Source organism: Streptomyces sp. NPDC086080 (assembly GCF_044540255.1).
Lineage (GTDB): Bacteria > Actinomycetota > Actinomycetes > Streptomycetales > Streptomycetaceae > Streptomyces.
Window position 1 is genome coordinate 50,637 of sequence record NZ_JBITRU010000006.1, and the last position, 16,417, is coordinate 67,053.

At 70.9% G+C, this 16,417-nt stretch carries 2 protein-coding genes; both read left to right on the forward strand.

What is annotated here, in order from left to right; translation table 11 throughout:
• A complete protein-coding gene (locus ACIF9R_RS09775; RefSeq protein ID WP_399976791.1) occupies positions 1-348 on the forward strand; it encodes a hypothetical protein in 348 nt (115 codons plus the stop codon).
• Positions 349-16,417, forward strand: a 16,069-nt coding sequence (locus tag ACIF9R_RS09780) for a lonely Cys domain-containing protein (protein WP_399976794.1), incomplete at its 3' end; no start/stop codon positions are given.

Consider the following 16,417-nt stretch of genomic DNA (forward strand, 5'->3'; position numbering starts at 1 on the left):
GTGGCAGGCAACTATTCCGCCGACATCCAGGCGATTCTGCAGAAATCCAGGTACCTGGCCGACGCCGTCCGCTACGGCGACGAGATGCTGCCCCGGTTCGAGACCGGAGTCGCCGCGTACGCGGGCTGGTGGGGCGACGAGGGCGGCGACGACGAATTCGCCAACGCGGTCGGCGATCAGGTCCGGCGGGAAACGGAACAGATCGTGACCACGATCCTGCCCATGACCACGGCGTTCATGGCACTGGTCGACGCGGTCGCCGCGGAGGCCGACCATGTGCAGCGGCCCCAGATCCAGGCATTGGACGACATCGGCGCGCACGGCTCGGAGAGCGAAAACAGGCGCTGAATGGCCATCATGTTCCCGCCCGGGCTGCGGGAGTTCATCGAGATCTATGTCGGGGCAAACGTCGCCACCGGCAACGAGGACAAGGGCGCCGCCAGCCGCAACCCCTATGACCGGCTGGCGGACGACCTCGAGAGCCTGTCCGAGGCGATGAAGGGGGCGATCGCCGGCGTCGGGAAGTCGCTCCCGCCGCAGATCGCCGCCGAGTTCATCGCCGCGATGAAACTCTTCGTCGACGACAACGGGCAGAACCATCTGCACAAGCTCGCCGACGAGGTCAGGAAGACCGGCCGCCGGCAGGTGGACCGCTCCATCAAGCTGTCCGAGGCGAAGTACCAGATCCTCATCGAGTTCATCATCATGAACATCGAACTGGCTCTGATCGCCGCGCTGTCCGTCTTCACCGGCGGCACGTCGCTGACCGAGATCGCCGTCCAGAAGTCGCGCACCGCGCTCACCATCCTGCTGCTCCTCCAGCGGATGGGACACGCCGTCCCCACGCCGCTGTCGGTACTCCTGGAGGCGATCCAGGAGGCGTTCGTCGCGTTCGCCGCGCAGCTGATCTCCATGACCGTGCCGGACGACCCGGACCGCCGGCGCAAGCAGTTCGACTGGGGGGACATCGCCCAGTCCGCGGTCGCCGGCGCGTTCGCGGGATTCTTCGGGGGTATCTTCGGCCAGTTCGGCGGAAGTATCATCAACAGGATCTTCAAGAACAACAAGTTCTGGAAGGAAGCCTCCGAACTCCCGTTCAGTTTCATCAACGAGGGGCAGGCGGAAACCTTCGCCGAGGCCTTCACCAGCCTGATCTTCCTGGGCACCTTCGCCCTCAACCCCGGCACGTTCTTGAGCGCGGGCCTCAGCGGACTGATCTTCGAAGCGGCCTCCACCGGTGCGGAGTTCGGCGGGAAGTTCCTGTACGCGAAGTTCTTCCAGAACCTCGACCTCGGCCCCGACGGCCTCAACAACTTGCCGGGCGGCGGCAACCGCTACGGCAACACGTACGACACCACCGGCCCGCAAGGGGACTTCCACCACGTCGCCTACACGAACGGGGCCCCGAACCCCTACGACGTCCCGGACTCCCCCTACACAGCGCCGTACACGTCGAGCGTCAACGGCTCCGGCACCTACGACAGCGACGCCGACAACTCCTCCGTCCACAGCGATTCCTCGTCGATCTACGGCGGTTCTTCCTCGGACTACAGCGACACCGCGTCCGTCTTCAGCGACACCAGTGACACCTCGACCTTCTCCTCCTTCACGGACTACGACACCGACGACGGCGTGCAACCCGGGGCCGTCAACGGGAACAACGGCGCGCAGTCCGGACCGGGGGCACTGGGTGCGGGCAAGCCGTCGTACAACAGCACCCCGTCGGACGCGTACACGCACGACTACGGGGACCCCACCACGGACGACGTGGACACCACGGTCCCGGGTGCCGGGCTCGGCAGGAACACACCGCCGATATCGTCGAATCACGACCCCGACTCCGTCTTCTCCACCCTCAACCCCCCGGTGACCACGGATCCGGGGGCCGACGGGACCGTCGACACGGGTGAGGACCTGGGGAACATCCCTTCCACCGCCGGTTCCTCCGCCCCGGGGCTGTCGGCCCCCGGGGCTCAGGCGGGAGGCGGTGGTCCGGCTCAGGAGGAGTCCGGGCGGCAGCGGTCGGCGGATGGCGGGACGACGACCCCGATCACCGACGGGACCGTCGACACGGGTGAGGACCTGGGGAACATCCCTTCCACCGCCGGTTCCTCCGCCCCGGGGCTGTCCGCGCCCGGGATTCAGGCGGGAGGCGGTGGTCCGGCTCAGGAGGAGTCCGGGCGGCAGCGGTCGGCGGATGGCGGGACGACGACCCCGATCACCGACGGGACCCTCGACTCGGGCGACGGGCTGGGGAACTTCCCTTCCTCCGCCGGTTCCTCCGCCCCGGGGCTGTCCGCGCCCGCGGCACGGGCGGAAGGCGGCGGCCCCGCCCCGGACGGCACCGCCGACGTCGGGACGAACCCCCTCGTGCCCCCCGTCGCCCCGATTGTCGGGGCGTCCCCCACACCCACCCCCACGCCGTCGACCAGCGCCACTCCGGCGCCCGCGGTGTCTCCCGCCACCCCACAGCAGCGGCCGCAGACCACCACGCCCGGCAGATCCGGCCCCGACGCCCTTCCCGGTGACACCGCCCCCGCCGTCACCGACGATCCGGCCGGCACTGCCGGCCCGCCGACCTCGGCGGTGGACACCGACTCCGCGGACCACACGCGCACCCCCTCGTCCGAGGAGGCCCGGACCACGCCCGAGGTGCCGCCGCCGTACCGGCCCGTGCGGACCGAGTCCGAGGAGATCCCGGCCGTCACCGGGCCGGCGGAGCCGGTTCCGGTCGTCTCTCGCGAGATGCCGCCTGCGGCACCCGGCGTCGGTGAGACGCTCGGCTCCCCGTCTCCGGCCGAGAGCAGGGAGGACGGCGACGGCGACGGCCGTCTGGTGACCTACTCTGGGCGCGGCGATTCCGCATCGGTTCTCGACGACGACTCCGAGGACGACTCCGATTCCGACTCTGACTCCGACTCCGATGACGCGTACTGGGAAGAATTCGAGGCCCGGCAGAATCTGCTGACGGAGATCAACGGATCCGGCATCGTGGATGGGCTCTCGCCCGCCGACCTCCTGGCTGCTCTCGGCCGGCTCGATGACCTCCGCCGGGGCGCTCAGGCTCTGGGGGACCGCCGGTTCGACCGGGCTCTCCTGGACGATGTGGCGCGCGCTGTGCTGCTTCTGGACACCGGGGACCCGGTGACCGACGGGCAGCTCGCGGAACTGATCGGACTGGTGGCCCATCCGACGTCCGAGGGCGCTTCGGTGAGAAACCTGGCGGCTCTGGCGGCGGTCCGGCTCAGGGATCAGGGAGTCTTCTCCCCGGCATACGAGGTGCGAGGCCCGGACGGCCTGCTTCGGGGGTGGGACTGGACACGCTCCCCGGTCGGCGAGCTGGAGCTCAGCCGGTACAGCAGGAGGAACGGTACTGCTACCGGTGACACGACGAGTACTTCGCCGTGGGCTCCTCCGGGCAGTCCCGAGCCGATCGTCCTGAGGGCCGACGGTGATCACAAGAGCGTGGAGGTTCCGGGCCCCGGCGACACGCGGCAGGTGGTACCGGAATCCGTGCTGGTGGAACTGATGACACGTGCCCCCGGGCTGAACCAGCGGGACAAGGACATCCCCTTGCTGCTGGTCGTCCCGGGCGCCGGGGCACGGGGTCTGGAGCTGCCGCGCCGGCTGGCGCACCGTTTGGACAGGGGCGTATGGGCCGCCACCGGCCCGGTCGGTACGTCCCGGCAGTCGGATCCGTCCCTGCCGCCGGTCGTGACGGGGCATGACGTCGAAGGCAAGCCACCCACCGAGTGGGTGTTCAGCCCGCCGGGCATGGTGCTCGACCCCGAGGTGTACGGGCACCCTCGGGCGTCAGAGCGGACCATGACGTCCCACACCCTGGTCGCCGCCGACGGCAAATCGTCCGGCAGGTCTGTGTACAAGGACGATGAAGCCGCGGCCATGGTGGCGGTCGACCGGCACGCCGAGGAGGCGACGGAACTCTGGCACTACGACGTGACGACCGACCAGATGACCAAGGACGACAACGGGCTTCCCTTCGCCGGCCTACCGGTCTACCGCTTCTTCGCGCATGGTTTGCCGGGCCGCGTCTATCTGCCGACGGAGGAGAACCAGCGGCGTTACGTCGACGGCCCGACGTTCGGTGGGATGCTCAGGCGGCGTCCGAGCCTGGCGGGGTTGTCCAAGGAGTACGCCGTGGTGACGACGGTGTGCTTCGCCAATACGCCGCAGAGCCTCAGGAACGTCCGCAGAGGCGTCCAGGAAGCCTTTGTCCCTGATCCGTTGGGCGTCGACAGTCCGGCGGAACACGCCGCCACCGAGACCGGACGCACCGTATTCGGTGCCAACCGCAAGATCGGCCTCACGAAGAAGGACGGCAAATGGGTCTACGTCCTCTTCACGGACGCATGGGGGCGGCGCGGCGCGTGGGTGGAGAACCGACCCAAACCGACGACGGAGAGGCTGAGTGAACTCGCCCGTCGAACCGGTCTGCATCAGGGGCCCGGACATCCGTCACCGGAGACCCTTGAACGGACGATGCGGTTGGTGCGGGCGCTGCGTCAGAATTTCACGGTGAAGATCGAGGACGGCAGTGAGTACGACGATCTCTTCACGGGTATAGCCGCGCTGGAGAGAATGCGTCACGCCGACCCGCTGCTGCGCGCATCAGGGCCTTTCACCCAGGACCTGTTCACACGCCTGGCCCTCGATTACCGTCAACAGCAGCGCAACGTTACACAGGGTGAGTTGACCCCGGCCGACTACCGTGACCTGCTGCGCGCAGTTGCCGGGGAGGTGCGCCAGAACCCCGATTTCGCGGAACGCGAACTTTCTGCTGCATTCGCTCTCCCCGCCGTTACCGATGCGGCGCAGTATCTGAACCGAATTCCGGACCTGGGTGCAGAAATTGCCCGGGTTCTGGGCTCGAACGCTCCAGCGGCGACCGTCGGGGATTTCGAGCGCACGCGATACTTCTGGGCGACAGTGAAGGCACTGGAGTGGCAGAATGCGCACGCCCCTTTCCTGGAAGACCGCGCCCGCTACATTCTCCACACTGATCAGCTGGGCCCGCACTGGCATTCGGAGCTGTTTTCACTGGCCACGAAAGCGGCCGCGAGGGGAGTCGAACTCAGCAGCCCCTACAGCGTTTTCGAGTTGGGTATCTTCCATCTGAAGTCGCTGGGAGCCCTCTCGGAGCCGACCCTGCTGTCCGACGGCAAGGGCAAGCCGACCGGACGGAACTGGGCAGGGAACCCATCGGGCACGAAGGTGGACGTGAACCGTGCCCGGGCCGTGGACCCCACGAGCGTGAGTGGTGTCGGTCCTGAGACGGACATGCCGTGGGTCGTGGCCAAGGAGTACCCGCGGTATCTGGCATGGTTCGCGGAGAAGTCGGATCGGTTGCGCATGGAACTGCCCGGGGGGGTCTCCCTCTGGGTGTCGTACGAAGAGGCCGCCGAACTGCTCGCGATGGACGAGGCCATGGCCGAGGACGCGCAGGTGGTCCTGGCCGCCTCCTCGCATGCTTCGCCGGTACAGCCGTCCGGCGCGGGGTCGGTCGGTGGCACACCGGACCGTGACCCACGACCTGTCATCGCCCAGGTGAGCAACCGCATCACGTGGGGATCTCCGGGCGCCGTGGGACTGCTTCAACCGAGCGATCCCTCACTCCCGCACATCCTGTCCCTGCTCCCCCTGCCGGACGGGCGGCCCCAGGCGGTCGACGACTGGACGGCGCTCGGTACCCCCCGGGCTCCGGGGATGATCACGTACGGACCGTCGCCCCGCCCGCTCGAGCCGATCCCCGAGCCCGAGCCGACCTCGGAGCCCGAGCCCGAGCCGACCCCGGAGCCCGAGCCGCAGCCTGCGCAGTTTCCGAAATCCATGCTGCTGCCCCTCGACGACCAGGACCCCGACCCCGACCCCGGCAGCAACAGGAAAGCGGACCCGGCCCCCTGGTACTTCGACGAAGGCGCGCTGGGGCAGGTCGTCGTCGCGGAGGAGACGAAGAACACCTTCTTCTCGCCGAGCAGGGCGGAGAGCCTGGCACGGAAGATCAGTTCGAGACTGGAGCTGCCGGGGCCGCCCGACACGCATGCCGCGCTGCGTGAGGGGATCAAGGACGCGGTCCGTGACCTGCTGCTGACGGTCGACCCCAAGAAGTGGACCGATCTCCTGGCGGTCGGCCGGACGCTGGTCGTGGACGGCCGGCTGGTGTGGCTGCGTCCCGTGCCGAGCGGCCTGACGAAGATCGAGACGCCGAAGGGCGAGGTGAGCAAGTATCCCGTCGGCTTCGGTTCCACGGCGACCGGAGGGCAGAGCGGGCGCGAGACCAGCCGCGGGCTCGACTCGAGCTTCTTCACGTTCTTCAACCTGGCCGCACAGGCCGCCGCGTCCGCCTTCATGCTGACGCTCCCCCAGTTCAAGCTGGGTTCCGGCAAGAGCAAGTCGCAGAACTGGGGGCGGACGGTCCTGGCCGGCCGCAAGCCCTTCATCAACGACTTCACCCGCTACCGGGCCGGACTGAAGATAGGTGTCTTCGTCGACGGCGAGGATGCCACCCCCACGCCCGACCACCTCGTCACCGTACGGAACCGCGTTCTCATCGACGTACCGACCGTCTACAGCGGTGAGGACGGGCACCGCCCCGACCCGCGGGCCCCCGAAGCGCCCCCGCCCTCCGCCGCCCGTACGTCGAAGCCCTCCCAGGCCCGGGAACTGCTCCAGGCGGTGAACCTCACACCGGTCATCGCCGCCCTGCACCGCACCATGCGCGCGGCCGGGCTGCCCGCGCCGGTGGTACGGGACATCCTGGCCAAGGCGCACATGGACCGGTCCCAGGGCTTCCTGAGCGAGTCGACGGCCCGAAACCGGTATCCCTGGTGGGTGGGCGGTGACTCCTCCGACGGCATCGAGCTCAGCGGAGCGCTCGTCAGCAAGTTCCGTGGCCATCTGCGGATCCGCAGGGAGATCGTCAGCCTCCAGTACCTCGGCGACACGGCGGTCGGCAGCCGGGACGACATCGGCGCGGGCGACACCCTGGTCGGCGACAGCACGGGAAGCACGGAAGCCGGGCTGGGCATCGGCGCCAACACCACCGGTGTCGGCCGTGACCCGCACAACAAGGAGACGGACATCAAGAGCAAAGTGGACGGCGATTCGCCGGACGCCGAAGTCACCGCTCTCGTACCGACGTTCAACGCCTCGCTGGGGCTGGACCGGAGTGCCGGCCACTCCCTCGCCACGTCCCACCTCAGCCACACGGTGCTCAACGACTTCGCTCAGCAGTCCCGTTACCGCGCCGACATGCGCATCGAACTGGTCATGGAGTCCAGTACGCACCGGATCCCGCCGGTGAGTGTGACGACCGTGGGCGAGGTCAGCGTCCCGAAGCGGGAGGCCGAGCACTTCGTGCGGCGGACCGTCGGACAGGAATGGACGTCCGACCTGCGCCCCGTCTCCGGGAGCCCCGACGCGCCGCGCCACCGGGTGCCGGCGCTGCCCCCACCACGCACGGTGCTGCTGCGTCCCACGAGGCAACGCCCGAACTTCAGGTTCCGCATGGCGGTGGACAGGGTGCGGCAGCTGGTGGCACCGCATCCCCGGGAACCCCTGGCGCTGGCTTCCCGGAAGGGCCTCGGCTTCGGTGTGCCGGTCGCGTTGCCGGGCAGCGAGAACCTCCAACAGGAGCTGCGGCGGGCCATCGAGCAGCACCACATCGAGGCCGTCGGCGCCGACAAGGCGCGAAAGAGTGACTGGTCCGTCGCCGACCGGGACCTCGCGGCCTTCTACGGCCGACCGGCGCTCGAAGCCGACTTCCCCCAGGCGCTGTTGGGTGTCTACCGCACCATCGAGGTCGGGGGACGCGGGTACAAGGTGGCCGCCAAGGCGGTGTGGGGCAGCCGCCTGGACGGAGACAATCCGATGGCCGACCCGTCGGTGATGAACACCACCGACGGCGGCGACTTCGCCATGAAGGCCAACACCCGCGCCGTGGCGTCCGCGAAGACGTCCGGCCGGCGGGGAAGAGGATGGAAGACCCGGATCGCGGGCGGTGCCGCCGCCCGGCTCAGCATCCCGGCACTCGGCATCACGATCGGCGGCCGGCACTTCGGAACCCCGCCGGTCCGCTTCCAGCTCGCCTCCCTCCGGGGCGTCTGGCGCAAGAGCGGAGACAAGAGCGACAAGCTGAGCGGTGCCGTCGGAAGCTACCGCCGGACGGAAACCGGGAAGAAGGTCGACGAACACCGCTATCTGATGGGCCTGCGCTGGCAGGTCGTCCCCGACACCAAGGAGCCCAAGTACCTGAGCGGGAAGGTCCACTCCGTGGCGCGCGTCGTCGTCCCGGAGGAGCACTCCGCGAAGCGGCCCGTCACCCTGGAGCAGATACGGACCCTGCGGACGACCGGCGTTCGGGAGTCGTCCGGGCGCCCGGCGGACACCCCCGCACTGGACTTCACCGGCGGTGCCCAGGGCGTCTACCCCGCCTTCCACCTCATGCCCGAACTGGCCCGGCTCGGCGCGCGGATGTACGCCGAGCAGAAATTTTCGGGAGAGCGGAACAGGGCCCGGCGTGAGCGGCAGATCGACGCCTGGCTCGACAACCCCGCCGACTGGCCGGAGGACATCAGGAACCTGGCCCACCCGGCGGTTCTCGCGGCTCACTTCGGTGAGTCCGTCCGCAAGGGCGGCTACGAGACGGAGCTACCCAAGGTCGGGAACTACAAGCAGGCGCTGCGACTGAAGATCCACACGCACAACCCGACGGATCTCGGAGCCAGTTCGGATGTGGAGGTCGAGCAGTACGCCAAGGCCGCGACGGAGCACGAGAAGGACCGGAGCACCGCCCAGGGGCTGGGAGCGGAATCGTCCGGCGGCCCGCTGTTCCTGCTGGGTTCCGACGGGAGCGACGCCGAACACCCCACCGGCCCCGGCGGCAGGGCCGGTCTGACCGGCCGTGCGGCGGTCACCCGGACCTGGGGCAACGGGAACGCCGATACCTCGGGGCGGACCGACATCACCCGCGCCACCTACGGCGGGCCCGTGCACACACTGCGCACCGACCCGGTCTTCGAACTGACCATTGTCCGCTGGCGCGGCGACGAACTCACCGAGACGACGCGATACCTGACCGCCACCGAGGCCCTCGACCTGCTCGTCCCCGAACGCCGCATGACCGACCTCCTCCCGCCTGCCGCCGACAGCACGAAGACGGAGAGCACGAAGGCGAAGAACACGAAGCCGGACGTCACGACGGAGCAGTCGCCGGACCCGGTGACCGAGGGGAAGCCGGAGCCCCAGCCGGAGGCGCGGTCGGCGGTCGAACCGGAACCGACGCCGACGCGGACCTATCTCGACACCGGTCTGATATCCGGAACGTCGCATCCCGAACTCATGAGGGCCGACGAGGTTCTGGACACGATCAACGCCCGGCTACGAGCCAAGGGGATCGTCCCCACGGAGAAGGACCCGGCCGTCGCGCCCCGTCCCAACCTTCTTCAGCGCTCCCTCAAGGCGGCGTACTCCTCGGACGCGTTGCAGACCGGGTGGCACACCCTCACCACCGACGGCGTCTTCCACTGGTTCCCGGTGCCCGGCCCCTGGGCCACCACCCGCTATCTGTGGGTGAAGGTCACGGTCGCGCGGATGGAGGCCCCCACGGGACAACAGCACCGGGAGGGGGTGAAGCTCACCCTGCGCGGGCAGGCGGTGACCGAGGAGGAGAGCAGCAGGAAATCCGGCCTCGAGTTCTCCGGCGGCGTCGAATTCCGCGGCCGTGCCGGAAACGAGAAGGGGCACGGCGGAATCGAGGCCCTGGCCGAGTACACCGACTCGAAACAGACCGTGGAATCGGACACCACGAAGACGGTCGAGATCCACCGCGTCAACACCCAGGACTCCTCAGAGGAGTTCAATCACGATCTCAAGTTCCGCGTCGAACTGGGCACGTCCACGGAACTTCCGGCCGTGCTCACGGTTCCCTCACGTACCCGCGACGGGATCGAGCGCATCTACACCGGCGCCACGAGTCTGGACCACGAGCACCATGTCTTCGCCTGGCATGATCCCGGCGACCAGGAGGATCAACTGGTCGACGGGAGCGTGCGGCTGATCGTGCCGCAGCACCTCACCCACGAGACCGACCAGCCGCAGCAGTGGCCGCTCGACCTCGCTGCCCCGCGCGAGACCGAGGTCCGCTGGCGGCCGAGACCCGGAGCGGACCCGGAGAAGCCCAGTGTCCCCCAGGCGTCGACGGCGCCCGCGCTGCCGAAGGCATTCCTGGACGGTCTCCACCCCTGGAGCGTGCCCGCCGCCACGGCCATCGAACGCTGGGGCAAGCTGACCGCCGTACGGCAGCGGACCGATCCCGACCCGCAGGTGGGCAGCCCCCCGGTGGTCGCGGGACTCGACCCGACCACCAGCGTCGCGGGTGTGCGCTACGCCCACTACGCCGCCGCCGCCATGATGCGGCCCCGTGTCAAGGAACTTCTGGAGCACAAGTACAAACTGCCGATGGGGGACTGGGACGGCCTGGTCGGCCTGCGCGTGGACAGCGCCGACATCCTGGGCCCGCCGGACGGCACCCTGGTCAAGCAGCGCCGGTACCGGCAGACCGACGAGGAGCCGGAACACAAGGTCGAGCGCGGTAAGGGCTTGCGCTTCGCGTTCGGCCCCGAGGGCGGCGGCCATACGGACGACAGGGCGTTCCTGGAGACCCTGCCGGCCGACATCCTGCAGTGGATGGACAGTGAGGGCCGGAGCAGTTCGACGGCCGACACCGACGAACGCAACGCGGAAGGCAAGCGGAAGTACCGGATCTACCGCTTCGGGGTCACGGCCATCGTCGACGGACCGTTCGGCAGCGTCCGGATCAGAGTGCCGGCGGGCCTGTTCGGAATGCTGCCGGTGAACAAGGCGACGGGGCAACTGGACGGAGACCTGGAGGACGATCCCGTCCTCGGCCACCTTCTCCGCCCCGTCACCACCGCCGAGTCCGAGACCCCGCCGCCCGACGAAGCGACACGTGACGCCGAGCCGTTGGGGACCGTGGTGTCCGAGACGGAACCGGAGCCCGTGCCCGGCGTCATGACGCCGAAGGATCCCGTCCGCGAAGACGACCCCGCGGAACCGGCCCTGACCGTCCCCGTGCCTAAGGCGGAGCCCCGCCCGCTGCCCAAGGCGGAGCCCGGGCGTGTACCGGAGGCCGAGGCCCGACCCGTTCCCAAGGCGGACCCCAAGGCTGTGCCGAAGGCGGACCCCGAGGTTGAGTCCGGGCCTGGCCTTGGGCCCGTGGCAGTGACGCAGCCGGTTCCCAAGGCGCCCGGCCTTCGACCCGAGGCCGACGCGCGGCCCGTGCCGAAGGCGGACCCCGAGGTTGTGTCCGGGCCTGGCCTTGGGCCCGTGGCAGTGACGCAGCCGGTTCCCAAGGCGCCCGGCCTTCGACCCGAGGCCGACGCGCGGCCCGTGCCGAAGGCGGACCCCGAGGTTGTAGCCGAGCCTGACCGTGGGCCCGTGGCCACGACGCAGCCGGTTCCCAAGGCGGGGCCCAGGGCGCAGCCCGACCTTCAACCCGAGCCCGAGCCCGAGCCCGAGCCCGATGCCGACATCGAGGCCCCGTCCGATCCCGAGGCCGGGTCCCGGGAGGACAGGGGGAACGCTACCGACACGGCGGTGACGGCGACGGACACGGAGACTCCTCGTGCCAGGGGCAGCCGGATACGCATGCCTGCCACCGGCGAGTGTCTGCTCTACTCCGTCGTGGCCGGCGACCCGGTGCACGTCCGAGGCCGTCTGACCACGCTCGCCGGCATCGACCGCACCGCGTACGAGTGGCTCGGGAACCCCGACGCCGTACGTGATGCCCTGCGTCGCCGGGCCGAACTCGGCGCCCAGGGCGGCACGCTCCCCGCCGACCCCTCGCGGGCCGTGCTCGACGCCATGCTGTCCTTCGTGGCGGACTACCTGGTCCGCAGTGAGGGACGGCTGCATCCGCAGATCCTCGGCCAGTTCCGGCAGACGGCCGCCGCGGAATTCGGCAGGCGGGTCCAGGCAATGACCGAGGACGAGCGGCGCGACCGGCTCGACCGGCTGGGTGTCCGGTACGTGCCCGTGCCGGAGGCTCTCGACCCCGTGGATCTGCGGAACCGGTATGTCGACGCCCGTGCGGCCGAGTTGGAGCTGTCCGAGGCGGACGCGAGGGAGGTCGTGTCGGCGGAGGCCGACGGCCTGGGCCCGCGCCGGATGTTCCAGTACCTCCAGGAACGCCGGCTGCTGCCGACGCCCGCCGATCTCGACAACGACGCGCTGGGGCGTCTGCTCGCCGCCGTCTATCCGCAGAGCACCGCGCCGCTGGACGACACGGAACTCACCCAACTCCAGACGGCTGTCGCCACTTGGCAATGGAGTTGGGCGTCACCCGTGGGAGAGGTGTTCCTGCCCCTTCTCGCGCACGCCTTCGGTCTGCGGATCGACGTGGCGCGGTCCTTCGAGTCCGGCCCCCGGCTGGTCAGCACCGCGGGCCCCGAGCACGCCACGCGGCGGACGGAGGTCTACTACAACGGCGCCGATCACTACGACGGCAGCGACGCCGAACCCGGCGACCGGCCGGACGTCACCGTCCGCGCCGACCAGGTGAGGACCGCCGCACCCGCACCGCCGGCGGAACCCCCGTATGCGCGGTCGGTACCCATCGCCGCCCTGGCAAGCCGCGATGTCCCGGGCCCTCTGAAGGGGGCGCACCGGCCGGCACCGCCGTTCGGCGACGAGACCGCCGAACTGGACGTAGCGCGCCGGGTCGGAGCCGTGCTGCACGCTCTCGGCCACCCCGTGGTGCTGGCCGGAGCCGCCCGCGCCCGGGTGCAGTTCGGCCTGCCCCGGCCGCTGGGCGCCATGGAGTTCCAGTTGCCCGCGGCCACCCTGCCCGCCGTCGCCGGGATGCGCGAGGCGCTGGAGCGGGAGATGCCCGGAGCGTCGGTGCGGATACGGCCCGTCACGGGCGGCGGCCGAGTTCTCGAACTGTCGGTGAACGGCGTCGACATCACGGTCACGGCGGTGGACCGCCCGTCCCCCGGCACGGTCACGGTCGACGGTTTCACCGTACCCGCACCCGCGGACTCCCTGGCCGACGCCGCCCTCGCCCTGGTCACCGGGACCGACCCGGAGCTGCGCGGACGCGACCTCCTCGACCTGCTGTGGGCGCTGCACCGCGCCCCCGCCGACACCCCCCGTACGGTCACGTCGGCACTCGAGCGTGAGGACGCCCACCGCTCCACGCAGCCCGCCGGTACCCCCTCCCTCGTCGTACGCCTCAGCGAACTGCTGGACTCCGCCGCCCTGGACGCCGAGGCCCTCGCCCGCCACGAACGGACGTGGCTCGCCCTCGGCGCCACCGACGCCGACCTGCCCGCGCTGCGTGCCGAGCTGACCGCGCTGGCCGACGAGCTGCGGGCCCGTCCGGAGGTGACCGCGGACCCCGTCCGGGCGCTCGCCGCCCGGCTGCCCGGCCTGTCCACCGCCGACCGTGACGCGACGCTGGCGTCGCTGCCGCCCGCGGACCGGGAGCGGCTGGCCACCGACCCCGTGCTCGTCGACACCCTGCGCCGCGAGCGCACCCCGGCCGAGTTCGCCGCGGTCGCGGCACGCCTCATGACGCAGGTGCCCGAGGGGGTCGAGCAGCCTGTCTCCGCCGGTGACCGGGCCCGCACCCAGGTCGCCCGGCTGCTGCGGGACCCCGACGTCACGGCGCGGCTGCTCAAGGGCGGTTCGCGGGTCGTGGTGGTGCCCAGGAGAGAGGCCATGACGTCCCTGGACGCCTTCCGTCACCTGCGGGGCGCTGTCACCGACGACGGCCGCCCCTGGGAGACCGTCCGCGGCGTCGGCCTGCGCAGCACGGCCGTCACCGAGGAGAACCTGCTGGGGGAGCGCACCACGATCCCCGGCGGCGAGTCCGCCCAGGCCGACGGCTACTCGACCACCGTGCACGAGGTCGCCCACCTCGTGCACCTCCACGGTCTGGACCCCTCCGACCAGCAGCGCGTCACCGAGGCCTACCGGGCCACCGAGCAGGCCGGCGAGGCCGGCTCCTGGCCCGACGGCGACCTCTACGGTTACGACGCCGACGGCCGCCGCAGCGCCCCCAACTACAGCAGCCGCGACGAGCGCGAGTTCTTCGCCCAGCTCACCAACGTCTACTTCATGGCCAACGGCGGGCCCGACCCGTACACCGGTCTGCCCCGCAACAACGACGGCCCGGAGTGGGTACGTGCGCACCATCCGGACCTGCACCGCTTGCTGCGCCGGCTGTTCGGTGAGGGCCCCGAACCCCGGCGACGTCATCCGCGCAGCGTCGAACCCGCCCGACCCCGCGGGGTGCGTCCCGCGGACGTCAATCCCGTGGAGGCCACCGACGTCGAGAACGAGGCGCTGGCCCGTGCCCGCGCGCTGTGGGACATCGCCGAGGGCGGCCGGGGCGAGGACGGTGACGCCTACGTGGCCGTGCGCGCCCTGTGGGACGGCACCCTCGCCGCACACGCGCCTCGGCCGCACACCCCCGCGCCGCTGCCGTTGCCGACTCCCGCGCCCACCCCGGCTCCGGTGCCCGCGGCACGGTCCGCCGCCGCACCGCCGTCCGGCGACAGCGCGGTCCAGCAACGCATCCAGGAACTGTGGGCGATCGTCGACGCCACCTTCGGCTCCCAGCCGCTCCCGGAGCAGCTGCGCAACGGGCTGTTCCACGCGCTGCGCGTGATCGAATCGGCGCGCGCAGGACATCCCCGCTTCGGCGCCGGCCTGGACCTGGCGGGCATCACCAGGATGCTGTTGCACCTGGAGCCGGACGCGCCGGTGGACGCGGCCCTGCACTACGAGGCCTTCACCCTCGCGGGCAGTGCCCACCGCCGGGGCCGCGGCGGCAGCCTGGACGCCATCGCCGCCTACGGGCTGACCCGGCAGGGACACCCGGAGCACTCCGAGCTCAACGGGGACGACGGCGCGCCGTACGGCCGGAACTGGACCGGACGCTCCGGCGTCCGCCTGCGCATGGACATGGTCTTCGACCGGCGGGGCATCCACTCCGCCCCCTGGGGGCCCACCGCCTACACGGTGGTGGCCGAGCGTAGCGCCGAGGGAGCGGTGCTGGTGGGCGGAAGACCGGTGTCGGACGAGGAGTTCGCCGAACTGGTGCTGCACGACCCGGGGCGGCGGCCCGACGTGCCCGTGGTGGTCCTGATCGAGGAGAACGACGGCCGCAACGAGACCCTCGCACGGGTGATCGCCGACCGCACCCGCACCCGCGTCTGGTTCACCTACGGCGACCTGCGGCTCGAAGCGGCGCCGGACGGCCGCCGGGTGCCGGGCCTGGTCCCGTCGGACTCGGGGAGCGGCCTGGAGGGGGCCTGGATCCCCGCCGATCCCGGCCTGCTCCCGGACGACCCGGCGGCCACGATCAGGGGCACGAACGGCACGGTCTTCCCCGACGCCGACATCGAGTCGTACCCGCTGGTCACGGTCGACGGACAGGCCCTGACCGGGCGGGCGTTCCTCAACGCGCACGACATGGCTCTGCGGGAGGAGGCCTTGCGGGTGGTGTCCGCCATCCAGCACTACAACAATGAAATGGAAGGGCTTCCCGGTGTGTACGCGGCGCGGCAGGGCGGTCTGCTGCCGCTGCGACGGGGCTTGGCCAACTCCTATGTCTACGTCGGCCACGGCGACAGCGGACGCACTACCGTGCCCCGCCGCAGCACCCGCGCCAATCAGGCCGTCCACCCCCAGCAGCTGGGCCGCACGCTGGCACGGCGCAGGAGCTTGCGGGCGCTGCCTCCCGACTGGCCGGTGTGGCTGCTGATCTGCGAGATGTCCATGATGCGCGCCGACCAGGACCTGCTCAGCCACCCCTCCTCCGCCCAGTACGTCGCCAACGAGACCCGTCGCACCGTCATCACCGTGGACCGGCAGATCTCGCCGAGCGCGGCCGAGGGTGCCCTGCCGCCGCGCCTGGTCCTGACCGACGACCCCGACAACCCCGTGGGCCGCATTGAGGAGTTCCTCCCCGAGCCCAGGACCGCCGCCCTCGACGCGCTCGCCGACCTGGGCGGACTGCCCGCCGAACTGCCGGACCGCGCCGACCGCGCCCGGCGCTGGGTGCGGGCCCTGCGGCAGACCCACGGCCTGCACATCGACTCCGATCCGGACCGCGAGGCGGAGTTCCACGAGCTGATCGAGGGCTTCGGCGCCCTCGAAAGGCTGCGCTTCCAGGCGGCCGGCAACCCCGGCCCCGGCCTGCTCACCTGGGCCGGGCTCCGGCACATCGTCGGCCGGTACGCCACCCGGCAGGGCTGGAACCCGTCCCTGACCGCGGGCTCCCTGGCCCACCTGCTGCACGCCGCACGCACCGGCCGGTTGCACCCCACCGAAGCCGCGGCCCCCGCCGCCCCCGCCGCCCCACCGGTGTCCG